The following is a 15,841-nucleotide window of genomic DNA, read 5'->3' as shown; positions in this document are numbered from 1 at the left end:
TCGAAGGCGACGATGACAGAAAATTACCTTCAGATCAACAACCATGAAGGAAAATGCCGATGAGCGGTGACCTGTACAGACTGGCGAGGACGGTGCTGCATCCGGGGTTCGAGGGGACCTCTGCTCCCGACTGGCTGCGCCGCGCGCTGGGCGAGGGTCTGGGCGGCGTGGTGCTGTTCGCCCGCAACGCCATCGGCGCCGGCCTGATACGCGAGCTCCGGGCCGAGAACCCGGACGTCGTCATCGCCATCGACGAAGAGGGCGGCACCGTTACCCGGCTGGAGGTGGAGGACGGCAGTTCCTTCCCCGGCAACCGGGCGCTCGGCGTGGCGGACGACGTGCATCTGACCGAGCGGGTGGGCCGCCAGATCGGCAGGATGCTCGCCGGCCTGGACATCACGCTCGACTACGCGCCCTCCGCCGATGTGAACGCCGACCCGGCCAACCCGGTGATCGGCGTTCGCTCGTTCGGGCCCACGGCCGAGCTGGTCTCCCGCCACACCGCCGCGTACGTGCGGGGCGTGCAGGGCGCGGGGGTGGCCGCCTGCGCCAAGCACTTCCCCGGGCACGGCGACACGGTCACGGACTCCCACCTGGCGCTGCCCACCGTCCACGCCTCGCGGGAGCTGATCGAAGAGCGCGATCTGCCGCCGTTCCGCGCCGCGATCGAGGCCGGGGTGCGCTCGATCATGTCCGGCCACCTGCTCGTCCCCGCGCTCGATCCGTCGCTGCCCGCGACGCTCAGCCGTACCGTGATGACCGAGCTCCTGAGGGGCGAGCTCGGTTTCGACGGGATGCTGGTCACCGACGCGATCGAGATGCGGGCGGTGGCCGCCATGTTCCCGCCGGGCGAGATCGCCGTGCACGCGCTCGACGCCGGCGTGGACGCGATCTGCGTCGGGCTGACCGATGAGGACGGCCTGCGCGAGATCGTCGAGGCGGTCGTCGCGGCCGTGCGCGAGGGCCGGCTGGCCGAGGACCGGCTGGCGCAGGCCGCCGCACGGGTGCGCGAGCTGTCCGCCTGGTACGCGGGCCAGGCCGAGTCGCGCGCCAAGGTCCACGGCGACGTGGACGAGGAGGTCGGCCTGGACGCCGCCCGCCGCGCGCTCACCACGACCGGCACCGGCAGGCTGGAGCGCGCCCCGCTGGTCGTCGAGGTCAACACCCGGCTCAACAAGGCCATCGACGCCGACACGCCGACCGGCGTCTCCGCCGCGCTGACCGCCCTGCTGCCGGGCACCGCGCGGCTGCGGCTGGAGCAGGGCGGCGAGCTGCCGCCGTTCGACGACAGACCGGTGGTGCTGGTGGTGCACGACGCGGCCAGGCACCCCTGGGTGCGCGAGACGATCGCCAGAGCCCAGGCGGAGCGGCCGGACGCGATCGTGGTGGACACCGGCGTGCCCGCGCCGGCCGGGTCGGGGACGCACGTGCACACGCACGGCATCTCCCGGGTGTCGGCGCAGGCCGCGGCAGAATGGCTGGTCCGATGAGCGCAGAACCCGCGAACCCCGTGGCGGCCGTACGCGCCGTCCTGCCCTCGCTCACCCCCGCCGCGCAGTCGATCGCCCGCCTCATCGTGGAGGACCCGGGCCTCGTCGTGCGCAGCACGATCACCGAGTTCAGCGCCGTGTCGGGGACGAGCGAGGCGACGATCGTGCGCACCGCGCGGGCGCTCGGCTTCGCCGGCTACTCGCAGATGCGCTTCGCGCTGGCCGCCGCCGTCGCCAAGGAGCCGGAGCGCCTGGTGCCCGGCGACCTCGCCCCGGACGACCCGCTCACCGACGTGATCGCCAAGGTGGCGCGGGCCGAGTCGGAGGCGCTCGCCGACACCGCCGCCCAGCTCGACCCCGACCGGCTCGGCGAGGTCGTCAAGGCCATCTCGGAGGCGCGGCGCATCGACGTGTACGGCGTCGCCGCATCGGGCCTGGTGGCCGCCGACATGTCGCAGAAGCTGCTGCGGATCGGGCTGTCCAGCCATCCCTTCAGCGACGCCCACCTGGCGCTGACCAGTGCGGCCCTGCTGCGCGAAGGCGACGTCGTGGTGGCGGTGAGCTGCAGCGGCGAGACGCCCGACGTGCTGGTGCCGGCCCGGACCGCGTCGGAGGCGGGCGCGTTGGTGGTGGCCATCACCGACAACCCGCGCTCGTCGCTTGCGCAGCTGGCCGACCACACGCTGGTCTCGGCGGGCCGCGAGACGGCCTTCCGCCCGGCCGCGCTGGCCAGCCGGATCAGCCAGCTCCTCATCGTGGACTGCATCTTCGTGGGGCTGGCGCAGCGGCGGTACGAGACGGCTGAGGCCGCCATCCGCGTCACCCGCGAGGCGACCGACCGCTACCGCAACCGGCAGTCCCGCTGATCACCCACCGCCCGGTCAAGCCACCCCGCCGCCGGCCGCTCTGACCCCGCACCGTGACCGCCCGCCACCGGCCGCTCTGACCCCGCGCCCTGACCGCCCACCACCAACCGCTCTGACCCCCTAGAAGGGATATTTCGCGATATCCCCCTGCATGGTGACCCACTGGGTCTCGGTGAAGGCGTCGAGGTTCGCGCCCGTGCCGCCGAAGCGGCTGCCGGTGCCCGAGGCGCCCACGCCGCCGAACGGCGCCACGGCCTCATCGTCCACCGTCTGGTCGTTGATGTGCACGATGCCGGTCGGCACCCGGTCGGCCAGCGCGAGACCCTTCATCACGTCCTTGGTGAGGATGCCGAGCGACAGGCCGTACTCGGAGTCGGCCGCCAGCGCCGCCGCCTCCTCCAGGGTGGAGAACGTGGTGACCGGCGCGACCGGGCCGAACACCTCCTCGGCGTACGCGAGCGCCTGCCTCGGCACCTCGGCGAGCACCGTCGGGCGGTAGAACAGCCCCTCGTACGAGCCGCCCGCCGCGAGCCTGGCCCCGGCCGCCACGCTCTCGGTGACCAGACGGTGCACCCGGTCGCGCTGCCCGGCGTCGATGAGCGGGCCGAGCGCGACCTGCCCGGTGGCCGGGTCGCCGACCGGCAGCCCGTCGGCCTTGGCGGCCAGGCGCTCGACGTACTCCCTGGCCACCGACTCGTGCACGATGTGCCGCCCCGAGGTCATGCAGATCTGGCCCTGGTGGAAGAACGACGCCCACGCGCCCGCCGAGACCGCCGCGTCCATGTCGGCGTCATCGAAGATCACTAAGGCGGAGTTGCCGCCCAGCTCCAGGTGCACCCGCTTGAGCGCGCGGGCGGCCGCCTCGCCGACCTTGCGCCCGGCCGCCGTCGAGCCGGTGAAGGAGATGACGGGGACGTTCGGGTCGGCGACCAGCGCCTGCCCGGCCTCGGGTCCGCCGGGCAGCACGTGCAGCAGCCCGGGTGGCAGCCCCGCCTCCTCGAAGACGCGGGCGATGGCGTACCCGCCGCAGACGGCGGTGCGCTGGTCCGGCTTGAACACCACGGCGTTGCCCAGCGCCAGCGCGGGCGCGACCGACCTGATGCCGAGGATGAGCGGGAAGTTGAACGGCGCGATCACCCCGACCACCGCCGACCGGCACCCTGCGGGCGAAGCTGAGCCGCTTGCGCGCCGTGGGCAGCACCTCGCCGGCCGGCCGGCTGGCCAGCGCCGCCGCCTCGTAGCACTCCTGGGCGGCCACGTGCGTCTCGAACGCGGCCTTGCCCGGCACCCCGCCCGACTCCCTGACGATCCAGTCCTGGATCTCCTGGGCGTGCTCTTCGAACAGACATCCCGCGCGGCGCAGCAGCGCGGCGCGCTCCTCGTACGACGTCTCCGCCCAGGCCCGCTGCGCCCGCCTGGCCGTCTCGGCGGCGGCCGCCACGTCGTCCGCACCCGCCGTGCCCGCCCGGCCGAGCTCCTTGCCCGTCGCGGGCTCGATGACGGGCGCCTCACCGGCCCGCGACGCGGTCCAGCTCCCGTCGAAGATCATCCCGGTCCACGTCTTCGGGTCTAGGAACGTCATGACTGCGCCTCCTCAGGGGCTTTCAGGGCTGGAACCGCTGGTCCACCGCCACGGCCACGTCGAGCAGCACAGGGCTGTCGCGGTCCGGCAGCAGGGGCATGATGTCGTCGAGCACGGCGGTCAGCTCAGCGTGCGAGCCGATCTTGACGGCCGGGCAGCCGAGCGACCCGGCCAGCGCGGCCATGTCGATCTCGGTGAACGCGGGCCACGGCGCCTTGCCGCCGCCGTGCCGCTCGGCCAGCCGGTCCATGATCGCGTACCTGCCGTTGGAGAGCACCACGAACAGCGCGCCGGCGCGGTAGTGCGCGGCGCTCCACAGGGCGTGCAGGCCGTAGAGCGCGGAGCCGTCGCCGACGACGGCCACCACCGGCCGGCCGGGCAGCGCCATCTTCAGCCCCACCGCGGCGGGCAGCGCGAACCCGAGCCCGCCCATCGCCGCCGACAGAAAGCCGAGCGAGGTCCTGGCGGGGACGAGGCGGTGCAGGTCGGGGCGGGCCGACGGGGCCTCCTCGATGAGCGCGGCGTCGGCGGGCAGCCGCTCGGCCAGCTCGCGCAGCACGTCGGCGGGCCACAGCGGCCCTTCCGCCACACTCTCCCGCGGCTCCTCCTGCGTCCCGCGCTCCGGGCGCGGGCGCGGGCGCTGCGGCAGCAGGGCGGCCAGGCGGGCGCAGACGGCGGCGGGCGCGGCGAGGACCGCAAGGCCCGCCGGGCTGCGGTGGGCCTCTGCGGGGTCGTCGGTGACCAGCGCGACGGTGGTGCCCTCCGGCACCAGCGGCCCCGGCACGTACGGGTACTGGCGGAACACCGGCGCCCCCACGGCGAGCACCACGTCGTAGGCCGCGAGCAGCTCGCGCAGCCTGGCCCTGTCGGCGGGCAGCACACCGGCGTACTGGGGATGATCCTGGGGGAATCCGGCCCGCCCGCCGAACGACTCCTGGTGCACCGGGCAGCCCAGCCGCTCGGCCAGCTCGACGAGCGCGTCCCAGCCGTCGCGGACACCCGCGCCGGCCACGATCGCCGGCCTGCGCGCCCCGGACAGCAGCTCCACCAGCGGGGCCAGCTCGGCGTCCGAGACCGCGGCCGGCCGCAGCAGCCGGGCCGGGGCCGCGACGATCTCGCCGTCGAACGGCGCGTCCCAGTCGTCCATCGGCACCACGACCAGCGCCGGCCCCCGGTGGGTGCGCGCCTCGTGCGCGGCTCTGGCCACCGCTCCCGGCACGTCCTGAGGGCGTACGGGCTGATCCACCCGGACCGGATAGTCGCCGGCCAGCCCCGCGAGCCGCCCGGCGAGGAACGGCTCAAGCGCGAGGTGCCGCCGGTCCTGCTGGCCGACGAGGACGACCAGCGGCGCCCGGTTCTCACGCGCGGTGGCGATCGCGCCGACCGCGTTGCCCAGCCCCGCGGTGGTGTGCAGGACGGCGAGCGCGGGCGCGTCGCGGCCGATCGCCCAGCCCGTCGCCATGCCGACCACCGAGCCCTCGTGCAGCCCCAGCACGAACCGCAGGTCGTCGGGGAGCCCGGTGAGCAGCGGCACCTCGGTCGAGCCCGGGTTGCTGAACAGCGTGGTCAGCCCGTGGCGGCGCAGCACGTCGAACACGGCGTCCTTGACGGTGGTCATCGCTTCCCCCTCGCCCGCTGGATCCGCCGGTAGACGTGCCCGCGCGGCTCGCCGACACGCGGCGGCGGCCCCACCGCCGCCCAGGCCCCGTCGATCGGCACCCTGCGCGGCGCGGCGGGCGCGACGGTTAAGGCGGTGCGGACGAGAGCGCGACGCACGGGCTGCTCCTTTGGTGTTCGCTCTGCGCACAGGCGTTCTCTTGCCGAACAACCCCGTATCGCGGAAGCTACGCTCTTGCAGGCCGCTGTCAAGGGGGCGTCCCATGGCCGGCCACGCGCGGTCGCTCGCCCGCGGCCCCGCCGTGATCCGGGCGTTCTGCGCCGACCGGCCGAGCCGACGCGACAGGCGTTCCCCTGACGCTCTCCGCATCGCCCGCCGGTGCCGCGGCCCTGGAGAAGCGCCGGCGAGCACGGCGACGCCGGCGTCCCGGGAACAGCGGGACGCCGGCGTCGGACGGCCGCGTCAGCGGAGGTCAGGGGTTGAGGCGTTCGGCGGCTTCGACGACGTTGGCCAGGAGCAGGGCGCGGGTCATCGGCCCGACGCCGCCCGGGTTGGGCGTGAGGTGGCCGGCGACCTCTTCGACGTCGGGCGCGACGTCCCCGGCGATCTTGCCGTCCACCCGCGAGACCCCGACGTCGAGCACGGCCGCGCCGGGCTTGACCATGTCACGGGTGATCAGCCCGGGCACGCCGGCCGCCGCCACGACGATGTCGGCGCGGCGCACGTGCGCGGCGAGGTCGCGGGTGCCGGTGTGGCAGAGGGTGACCGTGGCGTTCTCGCTGCGCCGGGTGAGCAGCAGCCCGAGCGAGCGGCCCACCGTGATGCCGCGCCCGACCACGGTGACCTCGGCGCCCTTGAGCGGTACGCCGTACTCGCGAAGAAGCAGCACGATGCCGTGCGGGGTGCAGGGCAGCGGCGCATCGACCATGTGGACCAGACGCCCCAGGTTGACCGGGTGCAGACCGTCGGCGTCCTTGGCCGGGTCGATGCGCTCGAGCAGCGCCATCGTGTCGAGGTGCTCGGGCAGCGGAAGCTGGACGATGTAACCGGTGCACTCCGGGGAGGCGTTGAGCTCGTCGATGGCCGCTTCGACGTCGGCCTGGGTCGCGGTGGCCGGCAGGTCGACGCGGATGGAGGCGATGCCCACCTCCGCGCAGTCGCGGTGCTTGCCCGCGACGTAGATCTGGCTGCCGGGGTCGTCCCCCACCAGAACGGTGCCCAGGCCGGGCGTGATCCCGCGTTCCTTGAGCGCGGCCACCCGCTTGGTGAGATCTGCCTTGATCTTTGCGGAGGTGGCCTTGCCATCGAGTTTCACAGCGCTCATGCGGCAATCCTGTCATGCCGTCCGACCTCTCCCGCACCGCCCCACGCTGCCGCCGCGGTGTCCGTACGCGGTGCATCGGTTGCGATCATCAGCGGCCGGTTATCCACAGGCAGCAGGCAGCGGATCCGGGTTATCCACAGCCGCCGGCTGACATCGTTGTCATCCCTCCGGCGAAGGCTTAGTGTTTTCGGCGCCAGCACACGCTCGCCCGGAGGTCCCCCTTGCCGTTCCGCCTCTTGTCCGCCGAGTCCACCGACCTGTTCGTCGGCTCGCCAGAAGAGCCGCACCAAGTCCTGCGCGTCACCGTGGCGGCGGGCGAGCGAGAGTCCTCGCTGGAGCTGCGCGGCGACGGCGTGCGCCTCGCCGGCCCCGTGACGATCCCGGCCGCCGAGGGGGTCCACGAGGTCCCGCTGGCGGTGTCGGTCCCGCCGGGCACGACCGTGCCCTGCCTGCTCACCCTCGACGGCGAGTCGCTGGAGGTGGAGGTCACGGCGGAGGAGCCGGGATGGACGATGTTCATGGTCTCCCACTTCCACTACGACCCGGTGTGGTGGAACACCCAGGCCGCCTACACCAGCCCGTGGGAGCTGCTGTCGGCCGACGCCACCACCAGGCCGCTCTGGGAGGGCAACGCGTTCGCCCTGGTCGAGGCCCACATCGACCTGGCGCTGCGCGACCCCGACTACCGCTTCGTGCTGGCCGAGGTCGACTATCTCAAGCCGTTCTTCGACACCCATCCCGAGCGCAGGGCCGACCTGCGCGCGCTCATGGCCGAGGGCAGGGTCGAGCTGGTCGGCGGCACCTACAACGAGCCCAACACCAACCTCACCGGCGCCGAGACCACGATCCGCAACCTCGTCTACGGCATCGGCTACCAGCGCGACATCCTCGGCGGCGATCCGCGCACGGCGTGGCAGCTCGACGTGTTCGGCCACGACCCGCAGTTCCCCGGCTACCTCGCGGCGGCCGGGCTGACGGCGAGCGCGTGGGCGCGCGGGCCGTTCCACCAGTGGGGCCCGATCAGCAAGAACTTCAAAGAGGCCAAGAACGACGCGGCGCTCATGCAGTTCCCCAGCGAGTTCGAGTGGATCGCGCCGTCCGGCCAGGGCGTGCTGACCCACTACATGCCGGCCCACTACTCCGCGGGCTGGTGGATGGACTCCTCGGCCTCGCTCGACGAGGCCTGCAAGGCGGTCTACGACCTCTACCGCTCGCTCAAGCCGGTCGCCGCGACGAAGAACATCCTGCTGCCCGTCGGCACCGACTACACCCCGCCCAACAAGTGGGTCACCGACATCCACCGCACGTGGGCCGCCCGCTACGTCTGGCCGCGCTTCGTCTGCGCCACCCCGCGCGACTTCCTCGACGCCGTACGCGCCGGGCTGTCGTCGTTCAGCCCGCAGACGCGGGACATGAACCCCATCTACACCGGCAAAGACGTCTCCTACATCGACACCAAGCAGGCGCAGCGCGCGGCCGAGGTGGCGGCGCTCGACGCCGAGCGGCTGGCCACCTTCGCCCACCTCCTGGGGCTGGGCGGCTACCCGCACACCGCGCTCGACAAGGTGTGGCGGCAGCTCGCCTACGGCGCACACCACGACGCCATCACCGGCTCCGAGTCCGACCAGGTCTACATCGACCTGCTGACCGGCTGGCGCGAGGCGTACGACCTGGCCGTGGAGGCCCGCGACAACGCGCTGGCGGCCCTGTCCGGCGAGATCGCGGCCGGGGCGCCGGGTGTGGTGGTCGCCAACACGCTGCCCTTCGCCCGTGACGGCCTGGCCTCGGCCGTCCTGCCCGAGGGCCACGTGCCCGCCGACGCGTCGGGCGCCCCGCTTCCCGCCGTGGCGGAGAACGGCACGCTCACGTTCCTGGCCCGCGACGTGCCGTCGGTGGGCTGGCGCACGTACGACGTGGTGCCCGGCACCCCCGAGACATGGCGGCCCGTCCCCGGCGTCACCATCGAGAACGACCGCTGGCAGGTCACCGCCGATCCCGCCAAGGGCGGCACCCTCGCCTCGATCCGCGACCGCGCCACCGGCCAGGAGCTGCTCACCGGCCCGGGCAACGAGCTGCGCCTCTACGACGAATACCCCCAGCACCCCGACATGGGCGAGGGCCCCTGGCACCTCATCCCGACCGGCCACGCCGTGGGCTCGTCGGAGGCCCCGTCCACCGATGTCCGTGCCGAGGCCAGCCCGATCGGCCGGCGGCTGATCGTCACAGGGCGGGTCGGCGAGATCACGTACGAGCAGGTCGTCACGCTGCCGGCCGGCTCCGACCGCATCGACTTCACCACCCGCGTCATCGACCACACCGGCGCCGACCGGCTGCTGCGGGTGCGCTTCCCGGCCCGCGTCGAGGGCGCGCTGCCGGTCTCCGACGTCTCGGGCGCCGTGGTGGGGCGCGGCTTCGCGCTGCCCGACGTCGACACCGCCGAACATCCGTGGACGCTCGACAACCCGGCCAACACCTGGTTCGGGCTCTCCGCCACCGCGAAGGTCGACCTGGGCGCGGCCGGCGCCCGCGCGCTCGGGGTGGCCGAGGTCGTGGTGCCCGCCCTCGAGGACGCCCCGCAGGCCCGCGACCTGGTGGTGGCCCTGGCCAAGGCCGGCGTCACCGCCACCACGTCGTCGGCCGCCGGCACCCGCTACGGCTGGCTCGACGTCGACTCCAACCTGCCCGACGTACGCCTCGTGCTGGGCGGCCCCGACATCAACCCGGTGGCCGCCGAGCTGCTCGCCCGGTCCGACGAGGCGTACGCCAAAGCGCTGAGCGAAGGGGCCGCCCGCGTCTGGATCCCCGCCGAGCGTCCCCTGGCCGAGGCCTGGCAGCCCAGCGCCGACCTGCGCGACCTGCGCGCCCTGCCCGCCCTCATCGTCACCGATCCCGTCGCCGACCTCGTGGCCGACCTCGCCGACGCGACCATCGAGGCCGTGTGCCCGCTGGGGGCCGAGCGGCTCGAAGACCGTACGGTGGCGCTGATCGCGTACGGGCTGCCCGGGTTCGCCGTCGATCCGTCCGGCGCCCTCCACCTGTCGCTCATGCGGTCCTGCACCGGCTGGCCGTCCGGCATCTGGCTCGACCCGCCCCGCCGCACCACCCCCGACGGCTCCGCCTTCCAGCTCCAGCACTGGACGCATGAGTTCTCCTACTCGCTGGTCTCCGGGCCCGGCGACTGGCGCGCCCTGCGCCTGCCCGCCGCCGCCCAGGAACACATCACCCCGCTCCACACCCGCGTCCTCGACGCCCCGCAGCCCGGATCCCTGCCGCCCGTCCACTCCCTGCTCACCGTCTCGCCGGAGCGCGACGTCCTGCTGAGCACCCTCAAGGCCACCGGCAACCCGCACGCCCACGGCCTGTCGGCCACGGCCGAGCTCGGCGAACCGGCCGGCGGCGAGACCGCGGACGAGACGGGGCACCAGACCACGGACGAGACCGGGCAGGCGGCCGGGGGCGACTCCGCCCGCTCCTCGGCGGGTTCTCCGGCCCGTTCCTCGGTGACCATCCGCCTGATCGAGTCCACCGGCCTGGGCTCGCGTGCCGAGCTGTCCTCCCCCGTCCTCCCGCTCGACGCCCTCACCCCCGCCACCCTCCTCGAAGACCCCACCTCCCCCGCACCCGCAGGGCGGCCCGGGGCAGCGGCCGCCGCCTCGGGGGCGGGCATCGACCTCGGCGGGTTCGAGGTCGCCACCTACCTCGCCTCCGCCCCGCTCCCGGCCACGGCGCCCGAGCTCGCCCGTACGACGGAGCAGGCCCAGCCCGTCTACAGCCGCTACTGGCTGCACAACAAGGGCCCGGCGCCGCTCGGCTACCTGCCGGTCTCCATCGCCGTCTCACCGGGCCTGGTGGAGTCGCCGGAGGGGCCGTTCGAGGTGGAGGTCGTCCTGGCCTCCCACCTGACGGACGCCCCGCACGAGGGGGTCGCCGAGATCCGCGTCCCGGAGGGCTGGACGGCCACCCCGTCGGCCCGCCCGTTCCGCCTCGCCCCCGGCGGGCACCTCCGTTTCCCCGTCACGGTGACGCCGCCCGCCGACCCCGCGCCCGGCCTGCACTTCGTCTCCGCGCGCACCCGTACGAACGGGCAGCTCGTCGAAGACGTCACCACCGTGGCCATCGGCCCCGCGCCCGAGCTGCCCGTCCCCGGCGAGTGGCCCGAGCTGTCCGTCGCCACCAAGGGCACCACCGCCGACACGGCGCGTCCCACGGGCCTGTCCGTCACCCCGGTCACGGACGCCCTCACGCTGCGGCCGGGCGACCGGGCCCGGCTCACGCTGCGGCTCGCCAACACCACCGCCGACGAGATCCGCGGCGAGGCCCAGCTCGCCTCCCCGTGGGGCACCTGGGCCATGCTCCCCGAGGTCATCCAGGGCTTCACGGTGGCGGCCGGGGGGACCGCCGAGGTGTCGTTCCCGGTGGAGGTCCCCCACGACCACGCGACCGGCCACGCGTGGGCGCTGGCCAAGGTCATGTGGTTCGGCCGCTGCCAGTACGCACCGGCAGTACGCCTGGAGGTGACCCGATGACCCCGCCGCACCACCCGGACGCGGACACCCGAACCGCGCCGATCGGCAGGCCGCCCGAAGACGGTGCGGCGGCGTCGGTGATCGGGTGGGTGGATGGCCAGCCGGTTCCCCGGGAGCGCCTCGACGCCCGCCTCGCCGCTCTGCGGAACGGCCCCCTCAGGGCCGCCCTTCCCGTCCCGGGCACCTCAGAGGACCGCCAGCTGGCCCGCTGGCTCACCCAGGTCATCCTCACCGAGGCCCTCTGCGAGTCCACAGCGGCCGACCTCGGCCTGACCCCGGGCCCACAACCACCCTCCCCGTCCTCACCACTGCCGGCTTCAGGTCTGCCGACCTCAACCACCCCGTCCGCCCCCACCCCGGCCTCCCGACCGGCACCGACCCCGGCCCCGTCCTCGCCGCCGGCACAGGGCGCGGCCCCGCCACCGGCACAGGGCGCGGCCTGGCCGCCGGCACAGGGCGCGGCCCCGCCCTCAACACCAGGCGCGGCTCTGCCCTCGCCACTGGGCGCGAGCTTTCCCGCGCCATCGGACACGGCTCACCCCACACCCTCAACACCGGGCACGGCCACCCCCTCACCATCGGACACGGCCCTTCCCGCGCCACCGAGCGAGGCCTCCCCCTCACCATCGGGCGCAGCCTTTCCTGCGCAGTCGGACTCGCCTTCCTCCTCACAGTCAGGCTCGCCTTCCTCCTCACAGGCGGCTTCGGCTCCTGTGACGGCGGCGGCTGGTGCCGCCTTGGGAGACCCGGGCGTAAGGGGCGAAACGGGAGCCTTTACTCTCGATCGGGTGGCCGCAGTAGAACTTGGTTCGATCAACGCCGCCGCCTACAACGGCAGCCCCTGGGTGCGAGCCGTGTTCGAGCACGTGACGGCCACGGTGACCGTTCCCGAGGAGTGGCGTCGTCCAGCGGCTCCCGAACAGCCGGCCCGGCATTACGTGCGCCACCGTCTCTTCGACACCTTCACGGAAGCGCAGGCGGCCACGCCGTCCGACCTCGAGCCCCTCGGCCCGATCACGCTCGACTCACTGCCCAGCGCGATCGCCGAAGCCCTGCAGAGCCACCCGTACGACACCCTGGTCGGCCCCGTCCGCGACGCCCTCGGCTGGCACGTGGCCACCGCCGCCCCCACACCCACATCCCCGGCGCCTCAGGCCGACACTCCCACGTCGCCCCAGGTGGACACGCCTACGGCGCCGCAGACGAACATGCCCACGGTGCCGCAGACGGACGGAGCCACCGCCCAGCGGACCAGATCCACCCGCCTCTCCCAGCCGATCACAATCACGCGGGCGACCCAGACGGCGGCCCCGACCGTGTCCTCGACCGAGACAGCCCCTGACGCGTCGCCGACCGAGACGACCCCGACCGCACCATCGACCCGGAGAACCTCTGCCGCGCCGTCGCCCCAGACGGCCTCTACCTCGACGCCGCTCAGGACGCCGCCCACCACGCCAGCGTCCCATGCGGCCCTCGCCACGTCGCCGACCGGGACCGCCCCGACCACGCCACCGACCGGGACCGCCCCGACCACGCCACCGACCGAGGCCACCCCGACCTCACCACTGGTCGAGGCTGCCCCGGCGGCGCCACCGGCCAAGACCACCACCACACCGCCGCCCCGGACGACCGCCACCGCGCGGCCGCCCCAGACGACCACCACCGCGCGGCCGCCCCAGACAGCCACCACCGCGCGGTCGTCCCAGGCGGCCACCACCGCGTCACAGCCTCCGGCAGCCGTCGCCACGTCACCCTCCCCGGCAGCCGGCGCCTCACCCCAGCCCTACGTACCGGAAGGAACCGTGCAGACACCGACCCGACACGCCTCCCGGCGGACAGGCCCCGACGCCGGCCTGCTCGCCGCGGCCAAGCGGAAAGCGTTCGCGCGCTGGCTCGACGACATGCGGGCCAGGAAGGTCACCCTCGTACCCGGCCTGGAGCATCCTGGCGACCCCCGCCAGCCCGACAACCACCACAAGCACTGATGAACTGCGTACTTGCCATTGACATCGGAGGGACCAAGCTCGCCGCCGCGCTGGTGGACGAGCATGGGGGCATCCTGCGCTCCGCGACCAGGCCGACCCCGCGTACGGAGGTCATGTCCGCCCTCACCGCCCTCATCGCCGAGGTGACGACCGGCGGCCCCGAGCCGCAGGCGGTCGGCATCGGCTGTGCCGGCCCGCTGGACCTGGCGACCGGCACCGTGAGCCCGGTCAACATGCCGAGCTGGCGTGGGTTCCCGCTGCGGGACGAGGTGCACAAGCTCACCGGGCTGCCGACGCTGCTGGCGGGCGACGCGCAGTGTTTCGCACTCGGGGAGCACTGGCTGGGCGCCGGACGCGGGTGTTCGTCGCTCCTGGGCATCGTGGTCTCGACCGGCATCGGCGGCGGCCTGGTCATCGACGGCGCCCCGCTCCTCGGCCCAACGGGCAATGCCGGGCATGTCGGGCACATGAGCATCGACCCGTACGGCGAACGCTGCGAGTGCGGCGGGCGCGGCTGCGTGGAGCGCTACGCCAGCGGGCCGAACATGACGCGCTGGGCGCTGGAGAACGGGTGGTCCCCCTCCCTGAACAGCGCCGACGACTCCCCTGTCGGTGCCCCCGTCCGCGGCGCCCCTGGAGACGCCAGCCGGGGCGCCCCCAGAGACACCAGCCGCGGCATCCCCGGAGACACCAGCCGGGGCGTCCCCGGAGACGAGGGACGCGTTCCTGGAGACGAAGGGCTTGTTCCCGGAGGAGGAGGCAGCCAGGCCCAGGGCGAAGCGACCCAAGCTCCGGGCGAAACGGGTCAGGCTCAGGGCGAGGGGCAGCGGCCGGATGCTCGGGCGCTGGCCAGGGACGCCGCCGCCGGGAACGAGATCGCGATCAAGGCGTTCGAGCGGGGGGCGCGGGCGCTGGCCGGGATGATCGCCTCCACGGCCGCCGCTGCCGAGGTCACGATGGTGGTGATCGGCGGCGGGGTGTCGGCTGCGGGCCCCGTGCTGTTCGATCCGCTGGAACGGGCGCTCGATGACGTGGCCGGGCTCGCGTTCGTACGGGCCGTCCAGGTGAAACAGAGCACGCTGGGGGTCCGGGCCGGGCTGGCCGGGGCCGCGAACCTGGCCTGGCAGGCGCTCGCGTCAGCGACCTGACCGCGCGGATGGGCGTTCGCACCCCTCTCGGTGGTGTCGCCTTGAGGAGGTCGTGGTGTCCTGCGCGGCGTATCGCGGCCGCGGGCGCGAAGAGGGGTGCTCCGTCTATGGAGTTCGCATCGCCGTTGGCGGCCGAGTGCCTGCGCGGGCGGGCCGGTGGGCGCGTGCGCGGGTGGCCGGCTACTCGCGTTCGGCGAGCTGCGCCTCGCGGCGCTCGATGATGCGGCGGGTGTACGGGATGAGCTCTACGACGCGTCCGCCCAGGTAGGCACCGATGAGGGCGAGCACCACGAGGACCACGGGGTTCGTGGCGAGGCCGTTCAGGGTGATGAATGCCTGCAGGAACGTGTCGAGGGCCATAGAGGGACTCCGAAGGACGGGTGAGGAGAGGTGTTCAGGCTAACCGCCGTCAACGGCTGATCGCCACATAAACGGATAAAAGCGACAAGATTTAACAAAGTTCTCTTGGGGATTGTACGAGAAGCGGCGGCCGGCATCAGTCCAGGGGCTTGAGCTGCCGGAACGTTGGTGGGAGCCGCCCGAACGTGTCGGCGGAGGCGCACGTCTGGCGGCGGGCGCCTCAGTGGCAATGCACGGAACGCGGCTCCCAACTGCGGACGCCTCAGCGGCAATGCGCCGAACGCGCTCCCGACTGCGGGCGGGTCAGCGGCAGCGCACGAATCCCGCGTCGACTCCACACCTGCTGCACTCCGGCGGCTCCCCGCCCCCCGCACGTCTGGCCGCACGCTTCCGGCTCCCCGCTTCCGCGCGCTTCCGGCGGCTCCCTGCCCCCGCAACATCCGCCCGCACACCTCCGGCTGCTCGCTTTCGGGCGAGCTACGGACGTGGCCGCTAGGGGTCGTGAGCTGCAGCGTTGTCGGTGCAGGTGATCGGTGGCGGGCGCCTTCGGTGCGGACGAAGGCATGGGGCGCCTCGACGGGCGGAGCCCCCACTCGACACGGACGGACACACGGGCGACGCACTGCCCGAGAGCCGCCACGACCACCAGGCCGTGCCGACGTCCCAGGCGCGGTGCCGACGTCGTCCCAGGCGCGCGGTGCCGAAGAACCGGGTGCGCAGTCCCGGCGGCCCCGGAACGCCTGCGTCCGTCCGGCCCGCGTCAGATCACCGGCATCCTGGGCGCCTCAGCCTCGCATGGACGACCTCTGCGCGCGTAAGGCACCCCTGCGTCCGGCGTCCTCCGCGTCAAACCACCATCGGCATTCCGTCGCCGCCTCGGAGTCGCAGAGCCCGGCCTCTGCGCGCCTGAGGCGCCCGGACGGCCGGACGCCATCAACGCCG

At 73.9% G+C, this 15,841-nt stretch carries 10 protein-coding genes and 1 pseudogene; 5 read left to right on the top strand and 6 right to left on the bottom strand.

Features of this window, described 5'->3' with window-relative positions:
* The first annotated feature begins 59 nt into the window (after nucleotides 1–59).
* Both ACGFIM_RS21625 and ACGFIM_RS21620 read left to right on the top strand, forming a co-directional pair.
* Nucleotides 60–1,490 (top strand): glycoside hydrolase family 3 protein, encoded by a 1,431-nt coding sequence (locus tag ACGFIM_RS21625; RefSeq protein ID WP_393202857.1) that lies wholly within the window; start codon nucleotides 60–62, stop codon nucleotides 1,488–1,490.
* Nucleotides 1,487–2,356 (top strand): MurR/RpiR family transcriptional regulator, encoded by an 870-nt coding sequence (locus ACGFIM_RS21620; protein ID WP_393202855.1) that lies wholly within the window; start codon nucleotides 1,487–1,489, stop codon nucleotides 2,354–2,356. Before ACGFIM_RS21625 ends, ACGFIM_RS21620 begins: the two co-directional genes overlap by 4 nt.
* A gap of 120 nt (nucleotides 2,357–2,476) precedes the next feature.
* Here the strand turns inward: ACGFIM_RS21620 and ACGFIM_RS21615 are convergent.
* The 4 genes and pseudogenes from ACGFIM_RS21615 to ACGFIM_RS21600 all read right to left on the bottom strand — a co-directional run bounded on the left by ACGFIM_RS21615 (nucleotide 2,477) and on the right by ACGFIM_RS21600 (nucleotide 6,880).
* Nucleotides 2,477–3,938: pseudogene (locus tag ACGFIM_RS21615) on the bottom strand (benzaldehyde dehydrogenase).
* A 22-nt stretch (nucleotides 3,939–3,960) separates the two neighbouring features.
* Nucleotides 3,961–5,556 (bottom strand): thiamine pyrophosphate-dependent enzyme, encoded by a 1,596-nt coding sequence (locus ACGFIM_RS21610; protein WP_393202853.1) that lies wholly within the window; start codon nucleotides 5,554–5,556, stop codon nucleotides 3,961–3,963.
* The gene (locus ACGFIM_RS21605) at nucleotides 5,553–5,714 is read right to left on the bottom strand and encodes a hypothetical protein (protein WP_393202851.1); all 162 of its coding nucleotides are present in this window, start codon (nucleotides 5,712–5,714) and stop codon (nucleotides 5,553–5,555) included. The genes ACGFIM_RS21610 and ACGFIM_RS21605 overlap by 4 nt, the downstream gene beginning before the upstream one ends.
* A 314-nt stretch (nucleotides 5,715–6,028) precedes the next feature.
* Entirely contained in the window at nucleotides 6,029–6,880 is an 852-nt protein-coding gene (locus ACGFIM_RS21600; RefSeq protein ID WP_393202849.1) for a bifunctional methylenetetrahydrofolate dehydrogenase/methenyltetrahydrofolate cyclohydrolase, read from the bottom strand.
* Between the two features lie 221 nt (nucleotides 6,881–7,101).
* Here ACGFIM_RS21600 and ACGFIM_RS21595 point away from each other — a divergent pair, with 221 nt between their 5' ends.
* Nucleotides 7,102–11,406, top strand: a complete 4,305-nt coding sequence (locus tag ACGFIM_RS21595; RefSeq protein ID WP_393202847.1) for an NEW3 domain-containing protein — start codon at nucleotides 7,102–7,104, stop codon at nucleotides 11,404–11,406.
* A gap of 1,150 nt (nucleotides 11,407–12,556) precedes the next feature.
* On the opposite strand, the gene ACGFIM_RS21590 is transcribed toward ACGFIM_RS21595, so the two are convergent.
* Nucleotides 12,557–13,153 carry a hypothetical protein gene (locus ACGFIM_RS21590; protein ID WP_393202845.1) on the bottom strand — a complete coding sequence of 199 codons (597 nt, stop codon included), beginning with the start codon at nucleotides 13,151–13,153 and terminating at the stop codon, nucleotides 12,557–12,559.
* A gap of 55 nt (nucleotides 13,154–13,208) precedes the next feature.
* Here ACGFIM_RS21590 and ACGFIM_RS21585 point away from each other — a divergent pair, with 55 nt between their 5' ends.
* The gene (locus ACGFIM_RS21585) at nucleotides 13,209–13,391 is read left to right on the top strand and encodes a hypothetical protein (RefSeq protein ID WP_393202843.1); all 183 of its coding nucleotides are present in this window, start codon (nucleotides 13,209–13,211) and stop codon (nucleotides 13,389–13,391) included.
* The gene (locus ACGFIM_RS21580) at nucleotides 13,391–14,539 is read left to right on the top strand and encodes an ROK family protein (RefSeq protein ID WP_393202841.1); all 1,149 of its coding nucleotides are present in this window, start codon (nucleotides 13,391–13,393) and stop codon (nucleotides 14,537–14,539) included. Before ACGFIM_RS21585 ends, ACGFIM_RS21580 begins: the two co-directional genes overlap by 1 nt.
* Nucleotides 14,540–14,719: 180 nt before the next feature.
* On the opposite strand, the gene ACGFIM_RS21575 is transcribed toward ACGFIM_RS21580, so the two are convergent.
* Nucleotides 14,720–14,899: a hypothetical protein gene (locus ACGFIM_RS21575; protein WP_364068417.1), complete on the bottom strand. Its 180-nt coding sequence runs from the start codon at nucleotides 14,897–14,899 to the stop codon at nucleotides 14,720–14,722.
* Between the last annotated feature and the right edge of the window lie 942 nt (nucleotides 14,900–15,841).

Source organism: Nonomuraea sp. NPDC049309 (genome assembly GCF_043196965.1).
GTDB classification, from domain to species: domain Bacteria; phylum Actinomycetota; class Actinomycetes; order Streptosporangiales; family Streptosporangiaceae; genus Nonomuraea; species Nonomuraea fastidiosa.
The sequence above is the reverse complement of the archived record's forward strand: the minus strand, read 5'-3'. Positions and strand labels throughout refer to the sequence as shown.